The sequence below is a fragment of the Rhodococcus sp. IEGM 1354 genome, assembly GCF_030056855.1.
Lineage (GTDB): Bacteria > Actinomycetota > Actinomycetes > Mycobacteriales > Mycobacteriaceae > Rhodococcoides.
In genome coordinates, this window is record NZ_JASHKT010000001.1 from 815,151 (window position 1) to 839,209 (window position 24,059).

The following is a 24,059-nucleotide window of genomic DNA, read 5'->3' on the forward strand; positions in this document are numbered from 1 at the left end:
AACCGATCCGTCACGACCACCGCCACTGCCGAATCTCGGGGAGGTCCTCGAAATGCTCCCGGATGTAGGCGTCGTGACGGATCAGTTGGTCCTGGCAGTGCTGCCGCAGTTGCTCGGAACCGGCCGGCGCAGTGTGTGCTCGGTCGAGTGCTTCGATGGCCAGATGGTAGCGACTGATCTTGTTGAGCACCACCATGTCGAACGGTGTTGTCGTGGTGCCTTGTTCGATGAAGCCGCGGACATGGAATCGCTGCGCGTTCGGGCGTCCGTGCAGCAGCTGGTGCACCGCCCGGGGGTAGCCGTGAAAAGCGAAGACGACATCGGCCGAGTCGGTGAACAGATCTGCGAACTGGTTCTCGGAGAACCCATGTGGATGATCGGCGACGGGTAGTAGCGCCATCAGGTCGATGACGTTGACCACGCGCACCTGCAACTCGGGAGTCCAGTTGCGCAACAGGTCCGCGGCAGCCAGAGTCTCCTCGGTCGGCACGTCACCTGCGCACGCCAGGACTATCTCGGGATCGCCTCGAGATTCGGTGTTCTCGGTACCGGCCCAGTCCCACCGAGAGGCGCCGGCTGCTGCGTGCGCGCGAGCCTCGGGGAGCGTGAGGTACTGAGGATGACTCTGTTTGTCGACCACCAGCACGTTGACGTGTCCGCGGCTGCGGAAGCAGTGGTCGGCAACGGCGAGAAGAGTATTGGAGTCCGGTGGCAGCCAGACGCGCACCACATCGGGTGCCAGGGGAATCACCGCGTCGATCAGTCCGGGCCCCTGGTGACTGAATCCGTTGTGGTCGTTGCGCCAGCAGGTACTGGTGAGCAGCACGTTCAACGAAGCGACGGGTGCTCGCCAGGCCAGAGTGGCCGCATGCTGCAGCCACTTGGTGTGCTGGATCAGCATCGACACGCTCACCATCGCGAAAGCCTCGTAGCTGGCGAACAATCCGTGTCGACCCGACAGCAGGTACGCCTCGAGCCAGCCCTCACACAGATGCTCGCTGAGCACCTCCATGACGCGGCCGTCGGCGGCCAGATTGTCGTCGAACTCGGTGGTCGGCAGCTGCCAGCACCTGTCGGTCGCCTCGAACACTGCCTGTAGCCGGTTGCTGGCAGTTTCGTCGGGGCAGAACAGGCGGAAATTGCCACCGCCGTCGGGTCGGGCGTTGTCGAGGTAGATATCCCGCATCATCTCCCCGAGTACGGTGGTCGTCTCGTGCGAGGTACGTCCCGGGGATTCGACGGTGAGTGCATAGTTGTCGAGCTCTCGAATGACCAAGGGCTGCAACAGTACACCGCCGTTGGCGTGGGGAGTGGCCCCGAGCCTCTTATCGCCCGTCGGAGTGAGTTCACGGATGTGCGCCGCGGGTACGCCGTTGTCGTCGAAGAGTGATCCGGGATCGTAGGAGAGCAACCACTGCTCGAGCTGCGCCAGATGCGACGGGTTCTCGCGGACGCCGGACAGCGGGACCTGGTGGGCCCAGTGCGTTCCCTCGATCAGCTTGCCGTCGACCTCGTGTGGCCCGGTCCAGCCCTTCGGGGTACGCAAGACGATTGCAGGCCATGCACTTCCGTGGTGCGACTCGCCGCCGCGGGCCGCACGCTGGATTCTCCGAATATCGTCGTGGGCGCGGGTGAGAGCGAACTGCAAGGCCGGGAACACCTCTCGCGGATCGTCGCCCTCGACGAAGATCGGTGCCCAACCCTGACCGCCGAGGTAGTCGGCAATCGCTTGATCGGTGCTGCGCCCGAGCACTGTCGGGCCGGAGATCTTGGCGTCGTTGAGATGCAGAATGGGCAGCACTGCGCCGTCACGAACCGGGTTCAGGAACGCCGGGATCTTCCATGAACCCGACAGCGGACCGGTTTCGGCCTCCCCGTCGCCGACGACACAGGCGACCACCAGATCGGGGTTGTCGAACGCCGCGCCCGCTGCGTGGATCAGGGCATACCCCAGCTCGCCACCCTCGTGGATACTGCCGGGGGTCTGCACGCTCACATGGCTCGGAATGCCACCGGGAGTGGAGAATTGGCGACACAGACGACGCACACCGTCGCTGTCGAGCGAGATGTCGGGATAGATCTCGCTGTACGTGCCTTCGAGATAGGTGTTCGCGACCAACGCCGGGCCACCGTGACCGGGACCGGTGACATACAGCCAATCCGAACCGGTTCGGCAGATGAGGCGATTGAGCAGCGTGTAGATCATCGACAGACCGGGGCTGGTGCCCCAGTGCCCGAGCAGTCGGGGCTTGATGTGTTCCACCGTCAGTGGTTGCCGTAGCAATACGTTGTCCTGCAGGTAGATCTGGGCAACCGTCAGGTAGTTCGCGGCAGCCCAGTAGCGCAGATCGGCGTCGAGTTCATCGGAGCTGTAGGTGGTCTCGGTGGTGGACGCGGTCATCGGTTCGTGGGTACGACAACGACGGGGACATCGACCGAATGCAGCACTGCGCGGGAGGTCGATCCGAGCAGCATCGAGGCGAAGCCGCCCCGGCCGCGGCTGCCGACCACAATCAGCTGCGCGCTCTCGGAGGTGCGGACCAGTTCGCGAACGGGTCTGTCCTGAACCACCACCCGGCGGATGGTGACGTCGGGGTAGTCCTCCGACCACCCGGCCAGGCTCTCCGCCAGCGAAGTCTTCTCTGCCAGTTCGGAATCGGCCCACGGACCTTCTTCGTCGCGGGTCAGCACGCTCCCGAGCTCGAGGTCGCTCCACGCGTGTACGGCAACGAGGTCGACACCTCGCATCGACGCCTCGCGCAACGCGAATCCGATGGCCGGCTGGCTGTTGGACGTGCAATCCACACCCACGACCACCGGCCCGTCGCTGACCGTGTTCGACTTGATCACTGCAACAGGGCACTTGGCGTGTGACACGACGGCGGTACTGACCGACCCGACCAATCCGCCGGTGAACTCACCGAGGCCCCTCGAACCGACGACGATCAAGGCGGGCGCGACGTCGAAGTGCGTCAGATTTCGTGCAGCCGAGCCATGTTCGAGACGAGTGTCGAGAATCAGCGAATTGCCTGCCGCGGTCTTGTGCGCAACGTCGACCGCAGCGGTCAGGACCCGCTTGGCCTCGACGTCCGGATCTGCGAACGCGCCGATCCGGAGGCTGATGGCATCGCCGTAGGTTCCAGGTGCGAACAGTGACGACGTGACCAACTCGAGCGGGGCGTGGCGTCGTATCGCCTCGCGCGTTGCCCAACGGACCGCGTCGAGCGATGTGGCAGATCCGTCGACTCCGACGACGACCCGACTCGATGCATTCATGTTGTATTCCCGTTCGTTGACTGTCGTGTTCAGGTACACCTCGAGCATGGCCGGTTCGCTGGAGCGCAGACAGAGTCGGAAGTCCCTCGGCTCGAGCCGGAATGCCCTGACCGCTACCCCTGGGGGGTATGTCTTGCTATCGTCGGTGACATGCATTCAGTGATTCGACGCCGTCGTCCGGGCTTTGCCTCGGCGACCGGATTGTTGATCGCGCTGACGATCCTCGGGGTACTGCTGATGCATTCGGTGGCACCGACCACGTCGGCACAAAGCGAGCATGCGGCCATGGCGTCGGCGACCCACCACGAGGACCCGGTTCAGGTGGCAGTCGGTGAGCACGACTGCCCGTCGGCACATCAGATGATGCATCCGTGCGCGGGAACCACCGTGTCGTGGGCTGCGCTGTCGGTCCCGGTGACGAGCGTCGATGGCGTCCACTCGGTCATGTCGGAGGACGGGATGGGTGGGCGCGTCCATTCCATATCGGAGCGTGCGCCGCCGTGGACTCTGTGGGAGTTGGACAGATCGGTGACCTTGCGAGTGTGACAGGGAGCCCGGTGGACGCACGACCACCGGCGGATCGACATACCTAGATCCCTGTATTGCACACTCGTTCAAGGAGATTCATATGCGTACAATACTCGTCGCTTCGGTGGCTGCCGCCACCGTGAGCGCATTCCTCGTCGCCGGCTGCAGCAACGACACCACGTCGGATTCGTCGATGACGACTACCTCATCGGCTTCCGTTCAGGCATCGGCATCGGCATCGGCATCGGCATCGGCGGAGTTCAACGACGCCGACGTCGTGTTCGCGCGGATGATGTACCCACACCACGCGCAGGCGGTCGACATGGCTGACATGGTCCAAGGTCGCACCGACAATCCGGACGTCGTGGCATTGGCGTCGGCGATCCAAGCCGCGCAGCAACCGGAAATGGACCGGATGACGGCCTGGCTCGCCGAATGGGGTCAGCCCGCACCCCCGTCGGACATGGGCGAGATGAGCGGAATGGACCACAGCTCGGGTATGGGCATGATGTCCCAGCAGGACATGGACGCCCTGACCGGTCTGTCGGGCCCGGAGTTCGACCGTCAGTGGCTGACGATGATGATCGAGCATCACGAGGGCGCGATCGAGATGGCGAACAACGAGATTGCGGACGGCTCGAACCCCGACGCGCAGGAGATGGCCCGCACGATCGTGGCAACTCAGCAGCAGGAGATCGACAGAATGCAGGAGTTGCTGGGCTGACAGGTTCCAGCACGCCGGCGGCCGTACCCAGTTCCAGGGTGCGGCCCTCGGTGAGGGGTTCCGAACGGTCTGTTCGTCGACGAACTCGAGTACGCTGAACACTCGGAGAATCCATCTCCGAGTTCGGTCGAGGGAGAACGTTCAGATGACACGTCCACGGGTTTTGGTCCTCGGCGGCGGATTCGGCGGGCTTCATGCCGCGCGACGCCTCCGCAACGAGGACGTCGATGTGACCGTGCTCGAGCGCGGTACCTCCCACGTCTTCCAGCCGTTGCTCTACCAGTGCGCCACCGGCCTGGTGTCCGAGGGCTCGATCGCCAGCCCACTACGACACCTGCTGCGTAAGCAGAAGAACGTGTACGTGGCACTGGGCGAAGCAACGTCCGTCACCGCCGTCGGGGACGGCGGAGTGGTGACGGCCAGCCGATTCGACGGGTCGACGTTCGAGCTGCCCTACGACTACCTCGTCGTCGCGGTCGGGATGCAGCAGGCCTATCACGGCCACGACGAATACGTGCAGTGGGCACCGGGCATGAAGACCCTCGACGACGCCCTCGCAATCAGGCGAAAATTGATCTCGGCATTCGAGATGGCAGAGTCCCTGCCCACCCCCGAAGAGCGTCGCCCCTGGCTCACCTTCGCCGTCGCCGGGGGAGGTCCGACGGGAGTCGAACTTGCCGGCCAGATAAGGGAACTCGCCACCAGGGCGTTGGCGAAGGAGTTCGATTCGATCCACCCGTCGGAAGCTCGGGTGCTCCTCTTTCACGGCGGCGACCGCGTACTCGAATCGTTCCCCGACTCGCTGACGAAAAAGGCGCAGCGAACCCTCGACACCGTCGGTGTGGAAACCCATCTGGGGGTTCACGTCACCGACGTCACGGCCACCGACGTCGAAGTGACGGCCAAGGCCGAACCCAAGACGGTCACTCGCTACGACACGCACACAGTGCTGTGGACCGCAGGCGTGGAAGCTGTTCCGTTCGTCAAGCAACTCGCCGACGCGATGGGCGTGGAGCAGGACCGATCGGGACGCATTGCCGTGGAGCCCGACCTGTCGATTCCGGGCCATCGCAACGTCTTCGTCGTCGGCGACATCATGTCGTTGAACAAGCTCGCCGGGGTGGCAGAGGTGGCGATGCAGGGCGGCAAAGCTGCGGGTGCGGCAATTGCGGCCGACGTATCCGGTTCTGCGCGTTCGGATTTCAAGTATCGAGACCTCGGCACCGCGGCCTACATCGCGCGTGGACACGCACTGGTGCAGGCCGGGCCGCTGAAGATGTCGGGATTCCTGGGCTGGGCATCGTGGGGCGTCATCCACATCGCGTTCCTGGCCGGCAACCGCAATCGCGTCGGGACACTGATCAATTGGGCCGCAACCCTGGCCACGGGAACCCGACGCGAGCGCGCCATCACCTACGGTGACCCGGCAACGGCACGCAAGCCGTACAACTGACCTGAGCGCCCACTATTTGCACCCTCGCACGGAATCCCGCTTTCGGGGGTGAATTGTGGACACTCAGATCAGTTGCTGCCGGTGTCGACGGGTCAGCCGATGCCGGGGATGAAGCCGGGGTAGACGAAGTGACCGGGCCCGCCGCCGGGCAGCAACTGGCCCGTCGAACCCGGGTAGTTCATGTTCAGCGGAATGAGCTTGTGCGGGTTGCCATTCGAGTCGGCCTGCCAGCACTCGAGCAGTACCCCATGGAATCCCGTGCAGACGATGCGAGTGCTGTTTCCGTACGGGGACGTCAATCGGTTCTTGCTGACGAACGGATTCCAGTAGTCCGGGTCCTGTGGGGTCAGAAACCCGGTGACGTCCTGCGGAACCGTCGGGCTCGGATACGGCGGTGCGACGGGCCACTCGTCGGCGTTGGCGGTACCGACTCCGAGCGCGGCAGCACCGGCGACGACAGCAACCGTGACGGCGATACGACGAAACATGGCGCACTCCTGACGTTGGGTTCGCGACGAATAGACCACAGATGGTCGTCGATTGGGAAGCCCTCTACATTGAACGCGTGATTGCAGCGGATCGCGTGTTGCCCGTAGTGGCCACGGCCATGGGCGGATTCGTGGCGGGATATTCGATTCGGGAATCGCTCGGCCAGGATGTGTTCCACATCGAGTCGACGGGGAAGTGGTACGGAGCGTTCGTCACCGCGCAGTGGGCAGGCTCTCTCGCGGTTCTGACGGCGATGCTCGTGCTCGTGGCGGTCCATCGCCGCAGGCCCCGGATATCGGCCGCCGTAGCAACAGTTCTCGGCTCGCTGCTGGTTGCACTGCCGTCCTTCGTGCCGATCGCGGCCAACCAGGCGGTGACGACCAATGCGCTCGGTGCCGGAGCTCTGGTCGGCGTCTGCGGATTCATCGCCGGTGGACGCAGGCTTCCTTCGGCCGGTATCGCAGTAGGACTGCTGGGCTCGATGTTGTTCTACAGCGCGATTTCCCGGCTACGCGTACCGCGTGAGGGTCGGTGGATGGACGTACTGTCGGGACCGTATCTGGTGGAATCCACGGTCCCGCTACTCCTCCTTCTCGCAACCACCACCGTGCTGCTCGTGGCCGTCCTGCGGGCATCCGTGGGCCGATTTCGATCCTCCGACGCGGTAGCCGCTCTCGTGCTGGGATTCGTCTGTCTGGTGGTCTACATCTATCTGGGCAATACGACGTCGACGGCGAGCACGTGGATTTTCGCCGTCGCGATCGTCGTCTCGGTGGCATACGGTGTCGCGTTCGACCTCGGTGGCCGCGACGGCCGATACGTGATGTCGGGCTTGGCAATAGCGGCATCGGGAGTCAATGCACTCGGCTGGGGCGATGCGTCGTGGTGGGTATTCGTCGTGGCCGCGGTGTTGTTCGTCGGAGCGGTGGGAGTGGGCCTGCGACAGGATCTCACCACCGCCGCGTGTGCACTGTTGGCCGTCGTGACGGCCACCGGTCTACTGCCGACCGGAGGCGACTCGATCAATGCCGTTGGGACTGTGTGCTATTGCGTGCTGCACCCCATCGCTGTCGGATTGCTCGTCGGATCCAGCGGCGGAAGAGCAATGCGAGCGACGCGGGCGGTGGCGTCGACCATCGGTCCGCTCGTACCGTTCGCGCTGACGCTGTTCTCGGTGTCGGCACCGGTACCGCCGCGGGTGTTCGGTTGGGACGACGGGACATCGGACGACTATGTGCTGCCCATTGTCTGGTTGTCTTCGCCGCTGCCCGTCGGTGTGGTCGTGGCGGTCATCGTCCTTGTCGTTTGTCTCGCCCTCGGTCGCAGGGTCCAGGGCAAGCATCACGATCGCGTCTCGGATTCGTCCGGTCCATAACGCTCGGCACGTTTGCTCGAGGTAACGTCACCTCATCTTCGGCCGATGTAGAAACTCGACCGGTGTAACTCGACGAAAAGGTGAAACAGCGTGCCACGATCTCGACGACACGGCTTCCGGCGAATCGGTTCGGCTACGGCCGTCGCCCTCGCAGTGGCGATTCTTCCGACCGCGCTGATGACGCCCGTCGCGTCCGCGGACGAATTGCCCGCTGCGACAACTCAGTCGAGCAACGGCTCGCGAATCGACTCGGTGAAGACCCTCGACGGCCGCCAGGTTCAGCTCCAGGTGTACTCCGCGTCGATGAACCGCACCATTCCGGTGACCGTGCAACGACCCGCCGACGACAGTGTGTCGCGCCCGGTGCTGTACCTGCTCAACGGCGCAGGCGGCGGCGAGGACGCAGCATCCTGGCAGTCGCAGACCGACGCCGAGGCCTTCCTGTCGGACAAGAACGCCTACATCGTGACTCCACAGAAGGGCAAGTGGTCCTACTACACCGACTGGCTGCAGGACGATCCGAAGCTCGGCAGCAACAAGTGGAGCACCTTCCTCGGTGAAGAACTGCCGCCGCTGATCGACGCTCAGTTCGACACCAACGGCCGTCAGTCGCTCGCAGCACTGTCCATGACGGGCACATCGGTTCTCAACATCGCGATCAAGTACCCGGGCAAGTTCACCGGTGTCGCGGCCTACAGCGGTTGCGCGCAGACCTCGGACCCTATCGGTCAGCAGTTCGTCAAGCTCGTCGTCGAGACCTACGGCGGCGGAAACGTCGAGAACATGTGGGGCCCGCTCGACGGCCCCGTGTGGCGCGAGAACGATCCGCTGCTCAACGCCGAGAAGCTGCGCGGCACCCAGATCTACATGAGCACCGGCAGCGGACTGCCCGGCATCCCGAACGACACCTTCGCCAACCCGCGCCTGAAGAACGACCCGGCGACGCTCGCCAACCAGGTCATCGTCGGCGGCGGCATCGAGCTGGCCACCAACTTCTGCACGTCCAACCTGGCCAAGCGTCTCGACCAGCTGGGAATCCCGGCAACTGTCGACTTCCGTCCGGTCGGCAACCACTCCTGGGGCTACTGGCAGGACGACTTGCACAAGTCCTGGCCGTTCCTGGCAGGATCGCTCGGCATCTGATTCATCCTGATCGAAGACGGCCATCCGCACCTCGTGTGCGGGTGGCCGTCTCTCGTTGCGGGGATGGGTAGGACTGCATTCGAATCGAACGTATGATCGAACGATGGCACGACGCGCTCAACCTCGACCCGCGTCTGCCGTGCGTCCGTTCAAGATGCTCAGACCACCACTCAAGGTGTGGATCGATCTGAACGTCCTGTATCCGCTACCGCCACATCACGCGTCGAAGTTCAATCCGGAAGGCTTCGATGTTCGACGCGTGGTCCCGGGGGATCTGGTCGAATGGTCCATCACCGTCGACGGCGATTGGTTGGGTCGCGTCACGTACGAACTGATGTCGCGAGACCGGAGCGAAACCGTCACACACTGGGTGCCCAGCCGGGCGCTGAAACCGCTGTAGAACGAGCGAAAGCCCCGCCTGAAAACGAGGCGGGGCTTTCCGGGTGATTACCTTCAGAAGCTGTGCTTACGCGCCTTCTTGGCGAGCTTGCGGGTGGTGCGCTTCGACGGAACGAACAAATGTGCAGCGCTGCGGCGACGGTTGCGGCGACGGATCAGCACGAATGCGACGGCACCGGCGGCGGCTGCAATGGCGGCGATGATCGGAGTGCCGACCTTCGCGGCCTCGGCCACATCCTCGCTGTCGATGTTGCGGACCGTGGTCTTCACGTCGTCGGCGACGGCGGAGGCCTTCTCGGCTGCCTTGTCGGCGACCTGGGAAGCCTTCTCCTTCACGTCGTCGACGTCGACGTTCTCGACCTTGTCCTGGACGGCGCTCTTGACGTCTGCGGCGGTGTCGGCTGCCTTGTCGGCAACGTCTGCAGCTGCGTGCTTGGCCTGCTTGGCAGCGCCAGCCGCGGAGTCGGCAACGCTCTCGGCGGCGTCGGAAACCTTGTCGGCAGCCTGCTGAGTGTTGGCCTTGGCCTGGTCGGTGGCCCCTTCGGCGCGAAGGCTGTCGTCACCGGTGGCCTCACCGGCCTTCTCCTTCGCAGTCCCGGCCAGTTCTTCTGCCTTGTGCTGAGCCTTGTCGATGAAGTCGGCCATCGGTATCCCTCTTTCGTGTAGGTCGTCTCCGGAATCCGGAGCGGTGACGTCGCGGACGACGCCGGTAGGTATGAGTCGAACTCGACGGTCCGAAACATACGTCCGACCGTGGGTGTTTCGGGTCACTATCCGGCGGTGGGTCGCGGCTCCTAGTGACGGGCTCGGTACGCGCTCGTCACGGACCGTCGATCGAAGTCCAGACCGGAGCCCGACGACGTCAGCAGAACGAGAGCGAGAACGGCTGCTACGACCACGACGCCGGTCATCGGTTGCCGACCTGTGCAGCCGCGTTGTTCGGTGCATGACGTGTCATGAGATCTCCTCGGTTGTTTTGTATCCCTGCACAGTGGCATTGACAGCGCCATTGGTCAATGGCACATTATGTGATGTGAATCGCGGTGAGCAGCGCGAGGCGGCACTCGTCACCGGTGTTCGGCCGACTGCAGGACCGATGGCCCATTGGAATGGACAGATGTGACTTTCGATATCGACGGCCGAACGCTTGCCCACACCGTCCGCGGAGAAGGACCGACGCTGGTATTGATCCACGGCATCGTCCATCGACAGCATGCGTGGGACAGCGTGGTCGACGAGCTGGCGCGACACCGTCGTGTGGTGACGGTCGATCTCCCAGGACACGGCGATTCGCCGGACCTGCCCACCGACGAATTCGACCTCGGCCCGTGGATCGTCGTCGAGCTCGAACGCTTTCTCGAGCAGGTATCCGAGGGCGGCGAGAAGCCGCACGTCGCCGGTAACTCTCTGGGCGGTTACTTCGCGCTCGAGCTGGCCGCCCGCGGATCGGTCGCGTCGGCGACGGCGTTGTCTCCGGCCGGCTTCTTCCGAGGTCACTGGGACCAGACCCGTGCGCTGCTCGTGTTCCGCTCACTCCGCGCGTTGTCCCGACTGATCCACCCGATCGCCCCGGCCGTCATGCGATCGGTCGTCGGCCGTACCGTCGCCAACGCCGTTTTCTATGCCAAGCCGTGGCGCGTCCCCGTCGCCGCAGCCACGATCGACGCTCTGAGCATCACCACCAACCGCGCGATCGACGCAGCAGGCAATGCCGTGCCTCGATTCAGCATCCCGGTCGACGAGGATGTGCCCGTCACCGTCGCGTGGGGCCGTCGGGACTGGGTGCTGCCGGTGTACCAGGCACCGTTGGTGAAGAAGACCTTTCCGCAGGCGCAGGTACGGACTTACCCAGGGCTCGGGCACGTGCCGATGACGGACGATCCGGCCCTGGTGGCGGCGATTCTGTTGCAGGGTTCGAGCAGCGCGCGGAGTACCACGCCGTAGTCGGTTCGCGTGCGCCGAAGCGTCTTCTCTGCCATCCGGTTCGGCGGATAGGCTTGTGATTTCGAGCGTGGTGGAGGTGAGGAACTCGGTGGAGTATCGGATCGACGACTTGGCCCGAGAGGCCGAGACGACCACCCGCAACGTACGGGCGTACCAGGAACGCGGATTGCTTCCTCCGCCCACTCTTCGGGGTCGCGTCGGGATCTACGGCGACGACCATCTGACGCGGCTCAAGGTCATCGACTCTCTGTTGCAGCGAGGGTTCACCTCGGCACACATCGCCGACTTCCTGGCGGGCTGGGAACAGGGCAAGGATCTCGGCGAAGTGCTCGGTCTCCAGGAAATCGTGACCCGACGATGGTCGTCGGAAGAGCCGACGACCATCACCGGCGAACAGATCGTCGAATTGCTGGGCGAGTACGACGGCGATCTCGTGACTCGCCTGGTCGACGCCAACCTCATTCGAATCTCGGGTGATCGGTGCGAGATCCTCACTCCCACACTCCTCGAAGTATTCGTCGACCTGAAGAAGTACGGGTTCACGCTCGAGCAATTGCTGGATCTGCACGAAGAGACCTCGGCAACCATGACCGCCGTCGCCGAATCGATGGTGGGTACGGTGACCCGGCATCTGGCCGTCCGGCACGGGCCCGGGTGGTTGCCCGAAACCGGTGAGGTGGTCGAGACGACCGAAATGCTCGAGAAGATGCGCAGTCTGGCAATGGAATCGGCCCAAGCGGAATTGGCAAGGGCCCTCGACCGGGTCCAGGAGCGCGCCCTGGGCGATTATCTGTCGCAGACTCTGTCGAAGCGCAACGATGTGGTTTGAACACTGCGACAATCGGACATACCTGGCCTTCGACAGCCGAACGGCGGCTGACCGCCTAAGGGGGCACCATGAGATTCGTAACCTTGATCGTTCTGGTCTGGCTGATCATCGGCGCATTCGCGTCGTACCAGCGGGGAGACTTCGAGAACGCACCCGAGAACTGCGCAGGTGCAGGCACCATCGCCCTGACCGTCGTCGCAGGTCCGCTCAACTACTTCGGCATCAACCCCGAGGTCACGGACTGCAACGTCACAGTGCCCCAGCCCTCGGAGTGATCTGAGTCGCTGACCGCGCGCTCGCGGAGCACCTTCCTTAACCTGGTGGGGTGTTCCGCGGACGGTGGTTGCTGTTTCTCGCCCTCACGATCCCGGTTGTCCTGGTGTCGACTGTGGGTGTCGGCGGCTATCTCGCATTCACCAAAGCTCGCGTCGACCCGCTCGCCACCGCCGATGCGATCGTGGTGCTCGGCGGCGAACACGACGGACGCGAGGCCTACGGCATCTCGCTCGCTCAACAGGGCCTCGCGAAAACCGTGGTGTTGTCCGATCCCTACGCATCCAACGATCCCACGATGAAGAAGGCCTGCGCAGCGTCCACCGACGAAGTCGAGGTGCTGTGCATTCCGCCGTCGCCCTCGACCACGCGCGGCGAAGCCATGTTCACCGAAAGCCTTGCCCGCGAACGCGGCTGGAACCACGTCATCGTCGTCACGTGGCGGTACCACCTACCGCGTGCTCGATTCGTCTTCGATCAGTGTTTCGACGGAACCGTCACGATGCGTCCTACGCCTCGCGCCTACGACTTCTCGCTCGTCGAATGGGAATTCACATACCTGTACCAGATCGCAGGGTTCGTCAAGGCGGGAGTGCAAGGCTCCTGCCAGGACTCGGGAAGCGACTGACGGGATTCGGTCACAGAATCTTGTGATAAAGAGTCACACCGGACTTCCACGCCAGGAACCCGAACATCACCGCGGCGATTCCACCCACCACGTTCGCGCCGAAGAACAGTGCTGCAGAGCGATACCGACGATCTCGCGCGAGCCCGATCGTCGCCAGCGTCGTCCCTGCCAGCGGAGCCACCGACGCCAGAAACCCGACCGCCACCACGGAGCGAACAGCGTCCGGCGGATCGAGTGCGAATACCAACCCCAGCGCAGCACACGCCACCAGATTCAGTGCAGTCGCACGTCGCCGCGACCGCAGGGCGAACGAGAACACGAACTGGCCCAGAGCCGCGAGTCCGCCGCCGGCCGCCACCAGAATCAGCGTCGTCACAGCGCCGGACTCCTTCGCGTCGGTCTCGTGATCGCAGCACCGACTGCCATCGCGATCAACGCGAGCACCGGCGTCGCCACCAGATAGATCACCGAATTCCAGGCCCCCCGATGGGTGACCGCCTGAAACGCATACAGACCGAACGTAGTCAGACCGCACGCAAGACCGAACAGCCCGGCCCGAGCCACCGGTGCCTGACGACCGGACAGATACCCCAACGCAGCGCCGACAAGCAGACAGCCGAACACATTCACGCCGAACGTGGACAACAGCAGCCACCGCGGCGTCGCCCGCCACGTCCACACCTCGTACCGAAATGCCGCACCGACCGCGCCACCCACGATGACCGCGACGTACTCCCCGAGCGTGCGACGACGCAGACCACGATCGTCCATGGAATGCAGTCCCTCGATCACCGGGACGAGCCTAATGCGATCGATACACCTCAGCTGAGTGAGCCGACGGCAGCGAACACCCCAGAAGGCGACCCCGAGGGGACTCGATGTCACGTTCGGTGGACCGGAGTGGAGCCTGCGGAACGACCACAGGTACTTCCCGGGGGTCGATGTCACGTTGAGTGGACTTGCCGGGACTCGATGTCACGTCGAGTGGACTTCGGCGGCGGTGGCGGGGTGGGGGAGCGAGGTAAAGTCTTCGTGTGACTGCGGACGAAGCGGGGCTCGGACCCCAGCATTTCGATGTGATTGTGGAATGGCGTGATCAGGATGTTGTTCTGTCGGTGTCGGGCGAGTTGGATTTGGTGACGGCTCCTGATCTGTCCGAGTCCGTGGCTCTGGTGCTCGAGAAGTCGCCGTCGGCTGTGGTCATCGATCTCAGTGATGTCGGGTTCCTCGCATCCGCAGGCATGTCGCTGTTGGCGTCGACCCATCAGCAATTGGGCGGTACTGCCGGGTTTGCCGTGGTGGCGGACGGTCCGGCGACGGGTCGTCCGTTGACTTTGGTCGGGCTCGACGAGGTGTTCGGCATCTATGCGACGGTCGACGAGGCACTGGTTGCGATTCATGCGGGTAAATCCTGAAGTTTTGGGTAGACGGGATTCATGATGGCGACTCTCTTCGGAGGTGACGACTCACGTACCGACAGTTCGATCTCGACGGCAGGTGCGCGAATGGAAGAACTGCTGTTCACCGACGAGCCTGCCGATGCGGATCGAGCGTCGGAGCTTCGGCGTGAACTCGGTGACTGGTTGAACGGCTTGGGCGTCGACCCGGATCGTGCCTATGACGTCGTGTTGGCGACGTACGAGGCGATCGCGAACAGTGTCGAACATGCGTATCGGGATCACACCGATCGAGGAACCCTCGATATTCGAGTGTTGTGCGGTGCGCAGGGCCGGATCGATGTGAAGGTGACCGACCGCGGCGATTGGGCGACCCGCAATTCCGATCCCAACCGAGGCCGTGGCGTTCCGCTGATGCGGGCTCTGGCCGATACGGCGGCGGTGACGTCGGATCAGAACGGCACCACGGTCCACATGATCTGGGACGCGCTCGGTACGAGCTGATCGTTGCTGCACACTGACTACATGGTCGATGTGCAGATCGCGACAGCCGAGAAGAAGAAGATAACCGTCCCCAACCTACGGGTGCTGTGGCAGTTCGTTCGGCCTCACCGGCGCACCCTGATTCTGGGCATGATGCTCGGCCTGATCGGTACCGGAACGGCATTGGCCACGCCGATGGTTGCCAAGGGTGTGCTCGACGGACTCGGCACCGACGCATCGCTGATCGTTCCGGTCGTCGTTCTGGTGGCCTTGTTGGTGGTCGGCTCTACAGTTCTGTATCTGCAGTGGATCGTGCTCGGGGTGTTGGCGGAGCGGATCGTGCTCGACGCACGCAAGTCGATCGTGCGGAAGTATTTCGGTGCCACGGTCGGCAGCCTGAACACTCGGCCCACCGGTGAGTTGGTCACCCGCGTCACCTCGGACACCGTGCTGCTGCGTGAGGCAACGTCGAATGCGCTGGTGGCCATAGTCAACAGCGTGGTGGGTCTGGTGGGCGCGTTGATCCTGATGGCGGTCTTGGATCTGGTACTGCTGGGCGCGATCGCGGTGGCCATCGTGGCGATCGCAGTGCTGTTCGCTCGGTTGATGCCGCCGATCGCCATTGCACAGAGGCAATCACAGGAGGCGATCGGACGTCTCGGCGGCATTCTCGACGGCACCCTGCGGGCCATCCGAACAGTCAAGTCCAGCAGAGCCGAGACTCGCGAATCCGAACGCGTCATCGCGGAGGCGCGTACCTCCGCTCGGCACAGCGTGCACGCCGTCAAGATCTCGGCACTGGCGTGGACGTTCGCGGGCGGCGGCGTGCAGTTGGCCATCATCGGCATTCTCGGCCTCGGTGGCTACCGCGTCAGCACCGGAGATCTTGCGGTATCCAGCTTGATCGCGTTTCTGCTCTACGCATTTCAGGTCATGAGCCCGGTCTCCACCCTCGCCACCAACATCACCGCGCTGCAGGCGGGTATGGCCGCAGCGGCGCGGATACGTCAGATCGACGACCTCGTCGTCGAAGTGGGAGAGGAAGGTACCCCCGCGCCGACCCGTTCCGTTACCGACTCCGTCCCGGCGCTCGAATTCCGAAGTGTGACAGCACGTTACGGTCCGGGACGAGAGCCGGCCGTGCGAGGAATCGACCTGGACGTGCCCGCGCGCGGACACACGGCGATCGTCGGCCCCTCCGGTGCAGGTAAGACCAGCGTGTTTTCGCTGGTCCTGCGGTTCCTGACGCCCGAGAGCGGCGAGATAAGGCTCGGCGGAACGCCGTACAGCGAGCTCACGATCGACGAGGTGCGCTCTCGACTGTCCTACGTGGAGCAGGAGACGCCGGTGATCCCCGGTTCGGTGCGGGAGAACCTGTTGTTCAGTCACCCGGACGCCAGTGAGGGCGATATCTGGGCGGCGCTCGAGTCGGTGCATCTGGATTCGACCATCCGCGCTCTGGACGAGGGATTGGACACCGACCTGATCGGCTCGACGGTGTCCGGTGGGCAGCGGCAACGAATCGCGTTGGCGCGAGCCATCGTTCGACGCCCACAGATCCTGCTGCTCGACGAGGCGACGGCTCAGGTCGACGGACGCACCGAGGCGGCGATCCACGAGGTGATCCGTTCCATCGCCGAGGATGCTGCCGTCGTCACCATCGCGCATCGGTTGTCCACCGTGCTCGACGCCGACACCATCCTGGTGATGGACGATGGGGTGGTACGCGCACGTGGAACGCATGCTGAGCTCATGGCGTCGGACGAGCTGTATCGAGAACTGGTGGCCGCGTTGAGAATCGGAGACAGCGCGCCCGATCTGGCAGCGGGCCGTCCGTGAGATCTACCGGCCCGACTCGGTGGTCGTGGGCTCGTCGGTCGAGTCCTCGTCGGTAGTGGTCGTGGTTGTTCGGTCCGACCTCTTGGTGGTGGTTCGGGGCGTCCGCGTCGTCGACTGAGGCCGCTCCGGTGTCGTCGTCGGCGGTTTGGCAGTGGTGGGCACCGCGACCTGCCAGGTGGGCGACGGCGGCACCACGACGATGGCAGACGTCGGGGACAACTGGACCGAACTGAGGGAGTCCGACTTCAGCGCAGGCGGCCTGACATCCTGGCTCGAATCGTCGAACGCGCCGCCGAGGGCACCGATGACCAGACCTACTGTGACGGCCACTCCGGCACTCGCCACTGCTGCCAACGCGATGACCTTGTCGCGCATGAACAGACCCTAACGCCGCGGCCGCACCCGGATGGTCGGCAATGATGCGAGAACGTTACCGCAGCGTGCGAATTCGTGGTGGGTCGAAGGTTACGCCTGAGCCAGTCGAAGAACGTTCGGCAACGATGCTGCGATCAGCTCGCCGGCCTCCTCGTACACGGACGGGTCGCGGCGGTACGGGTCGCCGATATCCAGCGTCTGAACGCTGTGGACGGCCCGCGCGTCGGCGAGTGCAGCAACCGATCGTGCGCCCGACGCCGCGGCCAGGCCCGACGCCTCGAGCAAGGTGAAGGTGCGGCGCATGTGCCTGGGCGACAGTGCGAGCACGGCGTCGCGATGCGCCGCAGTCATCGTCAGAACTAGTTCGGCGTCGGCGGTGATCGCCGGAGTGAGGCGTCGAGCTACGAAGCCCTCGGGATCGCCGCCGAGTTGCGACAACACCAACGCGGCCGTCGGGTCCATCGCGTGCCCGGTCAGTCCCTGTGTCCCGGCGCTGCTCGCGGTCAGCTCGAATCCGCCCTCGCGGGCGAAAGCGACCGCGAGGCGCTCGGCAGTCGGAGAGCGGCAGATGTTGCCGGTGCAGACGAACAGAACTCGCATGCCGCAACTGTAGTGGTGTGGCCGGGTGCCCCAGGGGGCACCTGAACGCACCACTGCGGCGCAGCCGCAGGAACGCGCTACAGTGATCAATCGGGGGGATCGAGACTGGTTCGTGACATGAAGTCTCGGCGTGTGTTGACGGGGAAATCGACAAGAGGCAGGTAATGACCGAAGTTCTCGGTGTGTCGGTGGGGGCCAGCGCGGTGCGCATGGCTCGACCCGACCTGCGCCCTCAGGATTCGGGACGCCTCGACTTCCACCACGACACCGTCGACGCGCACTGGGACCGGGCCGAGGAACTGGCCGCAGAGTCCATCGGCGTGGTGCTCTCGCAACCGGGCAACGGCGGCCCTGTGCAGGCAACAGGCGTTGCGTACCGCGACCAGCAGCAGTTCGGCGAGATCCAGCAGGCCATGGCCGGTCAGCGGCTGTACAACTATCGACTCGTCCCCGAGGCTCGGGCTGCGCTGCAGTACCTCGAAGCGTCGGGCGAGCTGGGTCATTTCGGCACCATCGCGTTGTACGACCTGGGCAGTTCGGGTCTGACGATCAGCGTGATCGACCGCGGTACAGGCCAAGTTCTGCTGGCAGAACGCACCATCGACATCAGCGGCGACGACTTCGATCGCCTGATCGCCGACAACCAGTTGGCCAAGCAAGGCGTGGACATCGCCGACAACCAAGAATTGAGCGCGTTCACCGCGCGGTGCCGGGTCGCCAAGGAACAATTGTCGACCAGCGGCGCAGTATGTCTTCCGGGCGACGGCGGCGTCATCCTGATCTCCCGTGAGGCATTCGAGTCGCTGGTGACCGTTCCGATCGAGTACTCCGCCCGCCTGGTTCGTGACGTCATCGGGCGTTCTCCCAAGCATGTCGACGCGCTGTTCCTGATCGGCGGCGGCGCCCGAATACCGCTGGTCGGAGCGATACTCGATGCCTGGGTCGGGTTGCCAGTCGTCACTCCGGCAGACCCCGAATCGGTTGCGGCCCGTGGAGCGGCACTGCTCGCCACACCGGTCGCCGAGGCACCACGCCAGCCGGTTCCCCACCCGAATCCCCACCCGAATCCCCAGCCGAATACGCAGTCGGGCGGACGACAGTCTGCGGCCGACCCGGCGTCGCTGACCGGTGCACCCGATTGGTTGACCCCGGAACCCACCTCCGACAAGCCCGCGGACTCGAAGCGCAAGGTGCGCGGTGCCGTACTGGTCGCGGGTGGTCTCGTTGCGGTCGCCGCCCTCGGCCTGTCTCTCGGATACGGGGGTGGGTCGCCGGCCCCGACCAGTGCACCGGCAGATTCGCCGGTCCCGATCACCGCAGGTCCCACGACGACTCGGGTCACCCCCACGCCGACGACGCCACCGCCGACCACAACGCCCCCGCCGACGTCCGAGCCCGCTCAGGCTCCGGCTCAGACGTACTCCGAGCCGGAGTACGTGCCGCCCGCGGCACCGGCTCCTGCGCCTGCCCCGGCACCGCTGATTCCCGGCCTGCCGCAGATCCAGCTCCCGCAGATCCAGCTGCCGCCGCCTCCGGTCATTCAGCTTCCGCGCTTCTAGCCGGGGATCGTCACGGCAGCTGCACCGTTGCGAGGACCGCCAGATGATCGCTCTCCGGGATCGGTAACGGCTGCACCGACCGCGCGCGGATGCTGTCACTGGTCACGACATGGTCCAACCGTGCCAACGGACGTTCGGACGGGAAGGTGCGGAACAGTCCTGCCCCTGCAGCGTCGGCCGCATCGGAGAACGGGGCCGATGCCAACGTGCGGAATTGCCGGTGATCGTCGGTGGCGTTGAAGTCGCCGGCGACGATCACAGTGTTGTCGTAGGTATCCATGATGGCCCGCATCCTGGCCAGGTCGGCGTCCCACTGGGTGGTGTGGCGCGGCGTTGCGGGAGACATCGAATGGAACGAGACGAGGGTCAGTGCCGTGCCGTCGACGACGGTGTTCGCCTGCACCGGCACGAAGCCGAAGTCGTCCAGTCGGGTGCCGTCGGTCAAGGGTGTTCGGCTCCACAATCCGGTGCCGTCGGCTACGGGCAGTGCGGCGGTGAAGGAGAACGGCAGTAGATCGTCCAGACCGGCGTCCTGCAGGTCGACCACTTCCTCGGGGGTGAGTTCCTGCACGGCGAGCACGTCGACGTCGTGATCACGGACCCCGTCGACGATTGCCCCGGCATCGGCGTCACCGTGCGCCACGTTGACCGTCAGTACGGACAGGTCCGGGCCGGAGTTGTTCGGCCCGTCGGCCAGGAACATCGGCACCTGAACGCCCACGACGGCGACGGTGACGACGGCCGCGACCGCCGATCCGATACGTGAGCGGGCGGCGGCGAAGAGGAGAAGCGCCGCGATGGTGGCGACTCCGAGGTACGGACTGCCGACCACCAAAGCGACAAACGTGATCTCGGTCACGCCGATCTGACGAACGGCAAACATTCCGAGAGCCACGGCGAGGAGACACCACCCGACGACCAGCGCTGCGCTGCGAACGAAACGGCGCATCGCGCTCGTGCCTCCTCGTGTCCGCCCGAGATGGGCAAAAATGTTGCAGGTGTTGTCTACACTCGGCATGTGCCCAGCTCAGAGCGGATATGCAAGTGTCGACACGAACAAGCTGCGCATCAGCATTACCGCCGCGGAACCAACTGTTCGTTGTGCGATTGCCCGCGTTTTCGGGTTCCTGTTGTGCAAACGCTTAAACGGTGGATCAATAAGTAGCAGTCGCGTCGAAAACAATCCTACCGCCGGATCGGAAGCGTAGAACAAACCGGTTCGCTACGATGGGTGGCCTGGATGCAGGCAATAAGGACAAATGCGGCTCGGGGGCCGTCCGACATTTTCCGGTAGGAGAGGCGTCATGTCGAACGATGCAGTGCTGGAAAGGCTCGGTACCGGCCTCCGGGTTCTCGAACTCGACCCCATCAGCTACCGACCTCATCCCATTCACAACCACGATCGCATCTGGACCGAGACCAATTGCTACGTCGATCTGTGGATCGAAGTACTGCACTCAGTCGGTGCCGACCCCACCCCGGCGCTCGCATTCGTGCTCAGCGCCGGATGTGACGGACGGCAATGGGACTTCGTGAAGATTCTGCCCGAGGATCTGCGCGTGCTCTACGGCATCGGCGTGGCAGAGATGAACGTGTGGCGACCGGTTCTCGAGCACGTCGTCGAAGGGCTGCTCGACGGCACCCACGTCACGGTGGAGGTCGACGGCTTCTGGCTTCCCGACACCGCAGGCACCAGCTACCGAAATCAGCACACCAAGACCACCATCGTGCCGAACCTCGTCAACCGAGACGACAAGGTGATGGGCTACTTCCACAACCGGGGTTATTTCGAGCTGACCGGGGCGGACTTCGACGGGGTGTTCAATCTCGCTCCCGAGCCTCACGCCGAGGTGCTGCTGCCCTACGTCGAACAGGTCCGAGTCGACGCGGCAGTGCTCGACTCAGGGGTCGGAGACCGTGATCTCGACGTCGCCCGGGCGCATCTGTCCAGGAGGGCACCGGGCAATCCCGTCGAGGCCCTGGCTCGGCGCATCGTGGCCGACATCCCGCTCGTCCAGACGTCCGGGCCCGACGCCTTTCATCTGTGGTCGTTCGGATTGCTCCGGCAGTTCGGTGCCACCGCAGAACTTGCCGCCAACTATGTGCAGTACCTCGAGAGCCGCGGGGTACGTGGCGCCGGCGACGCGGCGCAGCATTTCCTCGACGCTGCGTCCGGCGCGAAGGCCGTGCAGTTCCGGATGGCGCGAGCAGCGCGTGGCCGCGCCGTGGTGCTCGACGAACCGCTGAACGACATGAGCAAGAACTGGGCGGCAGCGATGGACATCGTCGTGGGTGCATTGAGCGCGTGATCGATCTGCTCGACGGCGTGCCCTGGCGGCTGGCCCGAACCGACGCCGGATCCATCCTCGACCCCGCTGACCTGCCTGCCGACCTCGAGTGGCTCGACGCCGTCGTGCCCGGCACGGTGGCGAGCGCGCTCGGTGACACCGATTGTGCTCCGGACGAACACGATTGGTGGTACGTGACCACCGTGCCGACCGGAGATCGCTCCGAGGTACGGCTGACCTTCGGCGGAATCGCGACTCGGTCCCGGATCTGGGTGGACGGTGTTCATCGGCGAACCGTCACGTCCATGTTCGTGCCCGAGACTCTCGATCTGACCGGTTGTGGACCGACCGTCACCGTTGCGGTCCACGTCGAATCGCTTGCCGCACACCTGAAGACTCGACGGCCGCGTGGTCGGTGGCGGTCCTCGATAATCGCTGCACAGGGTCTGCGGCACGAGCGGACGACAATGCTGGGCCGTGCACCGGTGTACGGGCCCGTGCCTGTTCCGGTGGGTCCGTGGCGGCCGGTGTCGATGACGCCGATGTCGAGCCCTCGTGGAGTCGGTCTGTCGACCACGGTGCGCGGCACCGACGGTATCGTCACGGTGCGCGCCGAGCTGGATTACCCGTCGTCGACGCGAATCCTGATCGGGGACAGCGTGTTCGAGATCGGAACGGTCGATGGTATCGATGCGACTCTGACGCTGCCGGACGTCGAGCTGTGGTGGCCGCACACCCACGGGCAACCCCGAACGTACCGCGTAGCGCTGGATGTGAACGGGGTGCAATACCCGTTGGACGACATCGGATTTCGGACCGTCGTCCTCGATCGTTCCGCAGGCGGCGCGGAGTTGGTGGTCAACGGTAGCCCGATCTTCTGTCGCGGCGGTACCTGGACCCCGCTCGACCCGGTGCGACTGTGGTCGTCGGAGGACGACCTGCGCGCCGCGTTGGTGCAGCTGCAGTCTGCGGGCGTGAACATGGTGCGCGTGGTCGGCACGATGGTGTACGAGCAGGCCGAATTCTGGTCCCTGTGCGCGGAACTCGGCATCATGGTGTGGCAGGACGTCATGCTGGGAACCGTCGACCCGCCCACCGACGAGATGTACACGGCGGCGGTCACCCGAGAGCTGCACGCGTTCGCGGACATCGTCTGCGCCAATCCCGCGCTGATGGTGGTCAGCGGCGGAAGCGAAACGCAGCAGCAACCGACGATGCTGGGTCTCGCGGCCGAGGATCAGCGAATGGACATGCTGGACAACATCGTTCCTGATTTCCTCGCCGATAGTCTGCCGGACGTCGCATACGTGACGTCGTCTCCGTCGAGCTCGACCGGCGAATTGCACACCCACGTGGGCGACGGTATCGCCCATTACTTCGGAGTGGGTGGTTACCTGCGGCCACTGTCCGACATTCGTACCGCGGGTGTGCGATTCGCTGCGGAATGCCTGGCCTTCTCCGTTCCTCCCGAACGTGCGCAGGTCGACAGGTTCTTCGGATCCGCCGCGGTGGCCGGGCACCACCCCGAGTGGAAATCCGCGGTCCCCCGCGATCGCGGTTCGTCGTGGGATTTCGAGGACGTCCGCGATCACTACGTACGCACTGTCTTCGGTGTCGAACCGCACCTAATTCGGCGGGACGACGCCGAGCTCTATCTGGACTACGGCAGGGCGGTGATCGTCGAGGCTTTCGAGGAAGCGTTCGGTCGGTGGCGGCGGGCGTCCTCCGGCTGTGCGGGCGCGCTCGTGCTGACGCTACGAGACACCGTGCCCGGTGCCGGGTGGGGCATCACCGACGCCACCGGTGCACCGAAGGCACCGTTCTACGCACTCGCGAGGGCCAGCTCACCGACCGCAGTGCTGTTGTGCGACAACGGTCTCGACGGCTACTCCGTCGAGCTCGTCAACGACGGCCCGGCCCGATCGGGCACACTGCGCGTGGCACTGCACACCGCGCGCGGCGTGCGCCAGTTCGAGCGGGCGGTATCGGTGGACTCCAACGGCTCGACCGAACTGACGGTGGACTCCATCGTGGGGTCGTTCACCGATGCCAACCATGCCTACCGTTTCGGGAGTCGGACGTATTCGGCGATCACAGTGGTGTTCGCGGGCGACGACGGAGTCGAGGTAGCGCGGAACACCGCGCTAGTCGGCGCGCAGAGCCGGCAGAACACCGTGGGCCTGAGCGCGAGTGTCGTCGATACCGGAGCCGGGACGTGGGAGCTCACAGTGTCCTCGGAGTGGGTAGCGCAGTACGTCTGCGTCGATGTCGACGGCTTCGACGCGTCCGATTCGTGGTTCCATCTCGCGCCGAACGAAGCGCGCACCATCACGCTCGTCAACCGAGGAACAGGGAAGCCCAGGGGACACGTTCGTGCCTTGAATTCCGTCGAACGGGCGTCGGTGGCACCGAGGGTCGTGAGTGGAAGTTCGTAGTGGGCTACGAAGTTCCGTGCAC

The 24,059-nt window shown here is 64.6% G+C and carries 25 protein-coding genes; 16 read left to right on the forward strand and 9 right to left on the reverse strand.

Annotated features, from left to right (window positions below):
* Window positions 1-10 precede the first annotated feature (10 nt).
* On the reverse strand, window positions 11-2,401 hold the full coding sequence (locus tag QM588_RS04120; RefSeq protein WP_283311657.1) for a phosphoketolase family protein: 2,391 nt from the start codon (window positions 2,399-2,401) through the stop codon (window positions 11-13).
* Window positions 2,398-3,276 carry a universal stress protein gene (locus QM588_RS04125; RefSeq protein ID WP_283311658.1) on the reverse strand — a complete coding sequence of 293 codons (879 nt, stop codon included), beginning with the start codon at window positions 3,274-3,276 and terminating at the stop codon, window positions 2,398-2,400. Before QM588_RS04125 ends, QM588_RS04120 begins: the two co-directional genes overlap by 4 nt.
* Before the next feature lie 150 nt (window positions 3,277-3,426).
* On the opposite strand from QM588_RS04125, the gene QM588_RS04130 reads away from it, so the two are divergent.
* The 3 genes from QM588_RS04130 to QM588_RS04140 all read left to right on the forward strand — a co-directional run bounded on the left by QM588_RS04130 (window position 3,427) and on the right by QM588_RS04140 (window position 5,981).
* Window positions 3,427-3,822 carry a DUF6153 family protein gene (locus tag QM588_RS04130; RefSeq protein ID WP_283311659.1) on the forward strand — a complete coding sequence of 132 codons (396 nt, stop codon included), beginning with the start codon at window positions 3,427-3,429 and terminating at the stop codon, window positions 3,820-3,822.
* Window positions 3,823-3,904: 82 nt separating this feature from the next.
* Window positions 3,905-4,528: a DUF305 domain-containing protein gene (locus tag QM588_RS04135; RefSeq protein WP_283311660.1), complete on the forward strand. Its 624-nt coding sequence runs from the start codon at window positions 3,905-3,907 to the stop codon at window positions 4,526-4,528.
* A gap of 145 nt (window positions 4,529-4,673) precedes the next feature.
* Window positions 4,674-5,981, forward strand: coding sequence for an NAD(P)/FAD-dependent oxidoreductase (locus QM588_RS04140; RefSeq protein ID WP_283311661.1), 1,308 nt, complete (start codon window positions 4,674-4,676; stop codon window positions 5,979-5,981).
* A 92-nt stretch (window positions 5,982-6,073) separates the two neighbouring features.
* Here the strand turns inward: QM588_RS04140 and QM588_RS04145 are convergent, their stop codons facing one another.
* Entirely contained in the window at window positions 6,074-6,469 is a 396-nt protein-coding gene (locus tag QM588_RS04145; RefSeq protein WP_283311662.1) for a hypothetical protein, read from the reverse strand.
* 77 nt (window positions 6,470-6,546) lie between these two features.
* On the opposite strand from QM588_RS04145, the gene QM588_RS04150 reads away from it, so the two are divergent.
* The 3 genes from QM588_RS04150 (at window position 6,547) to QM588_RS04160 (ending at window position 9,388) form a co-directional block, all read left to right on the forward strand.
* The gene (locus QM588_RS04150; protein ID WP_283311664.1) at window positions 6,547-7,845 is read left to right on the forward strand and encodes a hypothetical protein; all 1,299 of its coding nucleotides are present in this window, start codon (window positions 6,547-6,549) and stop codon (window positions 7,843-7,845) included.
* A 177-nt stretch (window positions 7,846-8,022) separates the two neighbouring features.
* Window positions 8,023-8,988, forward strand: a complete 966-nt coding sequence (locus QM588_RS04155; RefSeq protein WP_442972866.1) for an alpha/beta hydrolase — start codon at window positions 8,023-8,025, stop codon at window positions 8,986-8,988.
* A gap of 103 nt (window positions 8,989-9,091) precedes the next feature.
* On the forward strand, window positions 9,092-9,388 hold the full coding sequence (locus QM588_RS04160) for a hypothetical protein (protein WP_027495602.1): 297 nt from the start codon (window positions 9,092-9,094) through the stop codon (window positions 9,386-9,388).
* Between the two features lie 53 nt (window positions 9,389-9,441).
* Here the strand turns inward: QM588_RS04160 and QM588_RS25780 are convergent, their stop codons facing one another.
* A complete protein-coding gene (locus tag QM588_RS25780) occupies window positions 9,442-10,032 on the reverse strand; it encodes a CsbD family protein (protein ID WP_063216602.1) in 591 nt (196 codons plus the stop codon).
* Between the two features lie 474 nt (window positions 10,033-10,506).
* On the opposite strand from QM588_RS25780, the gene QM588_RS04170 reads away from it, so the two are divergent.
* The 4 genes from QM588_RS04170 (at window position 10,507) to QM588_RS04185 (ending at window position 13,061) form a co-directional block, all read left to right on the forward strand.
* Window positions 10,507-11,331 (forward strand): alpha/beta fold hydrolase, encoded by an 825-nt coding sequence (locus tag QM588_RS04170; RefSeq protein ID WP_283311667.1) that lies wholly within the window; start codon window positions 10,507-10,509, stop codon window positions 11,329-11,331.
* Between the two features lie 76 nt (window positions 11,332-11,407).
* Window positions 11,408-12,160, forward strand: coding sequence for a MerR family transcriptional regulator (locus tag QM588_RS04175; protein ID WP_283311668.1), 753 nt, complete (start codon window positions 11,408-11,410; stop codon window positions 12,158-12,160).
* A 68-nt stretch (window positions 12,161-12,228) separates the two neighbouring features.
* Complete coding sequence (locus QM588_RS04180; RefSeq protein WP_027495611.1) at window positions 12,229-12,435, forward strand: hypothetical protein; 207 nt, start codon at window positions 12,229-12,231, stop codon at window positions 12,433-12,435.
* A gap of 50 nt (window positions 12,436-12,485) precedes the next feature.
* On the forward strand, window positions 12,486-13,061 hold the full coding sequence (locus QM588_RS04185; protein WP_283311671.1) for a YdcF family protein: 576 nt from the start codon (window positions 12,486-12,488) through the stop codon (window positions 13,059-13,061).
* A 10-nt stretch (window positions 13,062-13,071) separates the two neighbouring features.
* Here QM588_RS04185 and QM588_RS04190 read toward each other — a convergent pair whose 3' ends face one another.
* Both QM588_RS04190 and QM588_RS04195 read right to left on the reverse strand, forming a co-directional pair.
* The gene (locus QM588_RS04190) at window positions 13,072-13,437 is read right to left on the reverse strand and encodes a CrcB family protein (protein WP_283311672.1); all 366 of its coding nucleotides are present in this window, start codon (window positions 13,435-13,437) and stop codon (window positions 13,072-13,074) included.
* On the reverse strand, window positions 13,434-13,853 hold the full coding sequence (locus tag QM588_RS04195; protein WP_283311673.1) for a fluoride efflux transporter FluC: 420 nt from the start codon (window positions 13,851-13,853) through the stop codon (window positions 13,434-13,436). The genes QM588_RS04190 and QM588_RS04195 overlap by 4 nt, the downstream gene beginning before the upstream one ends.
* Window positions 13,854-14,140: 287 nt before the next feature.
* On the opposite strand from QM588_RS04195, the gene QM588_RS04200 reads away from it, so the two are divergent.
* The 3 genes from QM588_RS04200 to QM588_RS04210 are packed head-to-tail and all read left to right on the forward strand — an operon-like array spanning window position 14,141 to window position 16,780.
* Window positions 14,141-14,476, forward strand: coding sequence for an STAS domain-containing protein (locus QM588_RS04200; RefSeq protein ID WP_442972867.1), 336 nt, complete (start codon window positions 14,141-14,143; stop codon window positions 14,474-14,476).
* Window positions 14,477-14,497: 21 nt separating this feature from the next.
* Entirely contained in the window at window positions 14,498-14,962 is a 465-nt protein-coding gene (locus QM588_RS04205; protein ID WP_283311674.1) for an ATP-binding protein, read from the forward strand.
* A 21-nt stretch (window positions 14,963-14,983) separates the two neighbouring features.
* A complete protein-coding gene (locus QM588_RS04210; protein WP_283311675.1) occupies window positions 14,984-16,780 on the forward strand; it encodes an ABC transporter ATP-binding protein in 1,797 nt (598 codons plus the stop codon).
* Between the two features lie 3 nt (window positions 16,781-16,783).
* On the opposite strand, the gene QM588_RS04215 is transcribed toward QM588_RS04210, so the two are convergent.
* The gene (locus QM588_RS04215; protein WP_283311676.1) at window positions 16,784-17,155 is read right to left on the reverse strand and encodes a hypothetical protein; all 372 of its coding nucleotides are present in this window, start codon (window positions 17,153-17,155) and stop codon (window positions 16,784-16,786) included.
* Between the two features lie 90 nt (window positions 17,156-17,245).
* Window positions 17,246-17,755 (reverse strand): arsenate reductase/protein-tyrosine-phosphatase family protein, encoded by a 510-nt coding sequence (locus QM588_RS04220; protein ID WP_283311678.1) that lies wholly within the window; start codon window positions 17,753-17,755, stop codon window positions 17,246-17,248.
* A 164-nt stretch (window positions 17,756-17,919) separates the two neighbouring features.
* On the opposite strand from QM588_RS04220, the gene QM588_RS04225 reads away from it, so the two are divergent.
* The gene (locus QM588_RS04225; RefSeq protein WP_283311679.1) at window positions 17,920-19,314 is read left to right on the forward strand and encodes an Hsp70 family protein; all 1,395 of its coding nucleotides are present in this window, start codon (window positions 17,920-17,922) and stop codon (window positions 19,312-19,314) included.
* Window positions 19,315-19,324: 10 nt separating this feature from the next.
* On the opposite strand, the gene QM588_RS04230 is transcribed toward QM588_RS04225, so the two are convergent.
* Window positions 19,325-20,263: an endonuclease/exonuclease/phosphatase family protein gene (locus QM588_RS04230; RefSeq protein WP_283311680.1), complete on the reverse strand. Its 939-nt coding sequence runs from the start codon at window positions 20,261-20,263 to the stop codon at window positions 19,325-19,327.
* 355 nt (window positions 20,264-20,618) lie between these two features.
* Between QM588_RS04230 and QM588_RS04235 the strand changes: the two genes are divergently transcribed.
* Both QM588_RS04235 and QM588_RS04240 read left to right on the forward strand, forming a co-directional pair.
* The gene (locus QM588_RS04235; RefSeq protein ID WP_283311682.1) at window positions 20,619-21,623 is read left to right on the forward strand and encodes a DUF1839 family protein; all 1,005 of its coding nucleotides are present in this window, start codon (window positions 20,619-20,621) and stop codon (window positions 21,621-21,623) included.
* Complete coding sequence (locus QM588_RS04240; RefSeq protein WP_283311683.1) at window positions 21,620-24,037, forward strand: glycosyl hydrolase 2 galactose-binding domain-containing protein; 2,418 nt, start codon at window positions 21,620-21,622, stop codon at window positions 24,035-24,037. The genes QM588_RS04235 and QM588_RS04240 overlap by 4 nt, the downstream gene beginning before the upstream one ends.
* The last annotated feature ends 22 nt before the right edge of the window (window positions 24,038-24,059 follow it).

What these genes read in the sequence shown, in the direction of transcription:
- QM588_RS04225 (WP_283311679.1), top strand. Translation starts at nt 17,920, where the DNA reads ATGACCGAAGTTCTCGGTGTGTCGGTGGGGGCCAGCGCGGTGCGCATG.
- QM588_RS04145 (WP_283311662.1), bottom strand. Translation starts at nt 6,469, where the DNA reads ATGTTTCGTCGTATCGCCGTCACGGTTGCTGTCGTCGCCGGTGCTGCC.
- QM588_RS04180 (WP_027495611.1), top strand. Translation starts at nt 12,229, where the DNA reads ATGAGATTCGTAACCTTGATCGTTCTGGTCTGGCTGATCATCGGCGCA.
- QM588_RS25780 (WP_063216602.1), bottom strand. Translation starts at nt 10,032, where the DNA reads ATGGCCGACTTCATCGACAAGGCTCAGCACAAGGCAGAAGAACTGGCC.
- QM588_RS04160 (WP_027495602.1), top strand. Translation starts at nt 9,092, where the DNA reads ATGGCACGACGCGCTCAACCTCGACCCGCGTCTGCCGTGCGTCCGTTC.
- QM588_RS04220 (WP_283311678.1), bottom strand. Translation starts at nt 17,755, where the DNA reads ATGCGAGTTCTGTTCGTCTGCACCGGCAACATCTGCCGCTCTCCGACT.
- QM588_RS04215 (WP_283311676.1), bottom strand. Translation starts at nt 17,155, where the DNA reads ATGCGCGACAAGGTCATCGCGTTGGCAGCAGTGGCGAGTGCCGGAGTG.
- QM588_RS04125 (WP_283311658.1), bottom strand. Translation starts at nt 3,276, where the DNA reads ATGAATGCATCGAGTCGGGTCGTCGTCGGAGTCGACGGATCTGCCACA.
- QM588_RS04230 (WP_283311680.1), bottom strand. Translation starts at nt 20,263, where the DNA reads ATGCGCCGTTTCGTTCGCAGCGCAGCGCTGGTCGTCGGGTGGTGTCTC.
- QM588_RS04205 (WP_283311674.1), top strand. Translation starts at nt 14,498, where the DNA reads ATGATGGCGACTCTCTTCGGAGGTGACGACTCACGTACCGACAGTTCG.
- QM588_RS04210 (WP_283311675.1), top strand. Translation starts at nt 14,984, where the DNA reads ATGGTCGATGTGCAGATCGCGACAGCCGAGAAGAAGAAGATAACCGTC.
- QM588_RS04140 (WP_283311661.1), top strand. Translation starts at nt 4,674, where the DNA reads ATGACACGTCCACGGGTTTTGGTCCTCGGCGGCGGATTCGGCGGGCTT.
- QM588_RS04155 (WP_442972866.1), top strand. Translation starts at nt 8,023, where the DNA reads ATGACGCCCGTCGCGTCCGCGGACGAATTGCCCGCTGCGACAACTCAG.
- QM588_RS04135 (WP_283311660.1), top strand. Translation starts at nt 3,905, where the DNA reads ATGCGTACAATACTCGTCGCTTCGGTGGCTGCCGCCACCGTGAGCGCA.
- QM588_RS04235 (WP_283311682.1), top strand. Translation starts at nt 20,619, where the DNA reads ATGTCGAACGATGCAGTGCTGGAAAGGCTCGGTACCGGCCTCCGGGTT.
- QM588_RS04130 (WP_283311659.1), top strand. Translation starts at nt 3,427, where the DNA reads ATGCATTCAGTGATTCGACGCCGTCGTCCGGGCTTTGCCTCGGCGACC.
- QM588_RS04120 (WP_283311657.1), bottom strand. Translation starts at nt 2,401, where the DNA reads ATGACCGCGTCCACCACCGAGACCACCTACAGCTCCGATGAACTCGAC.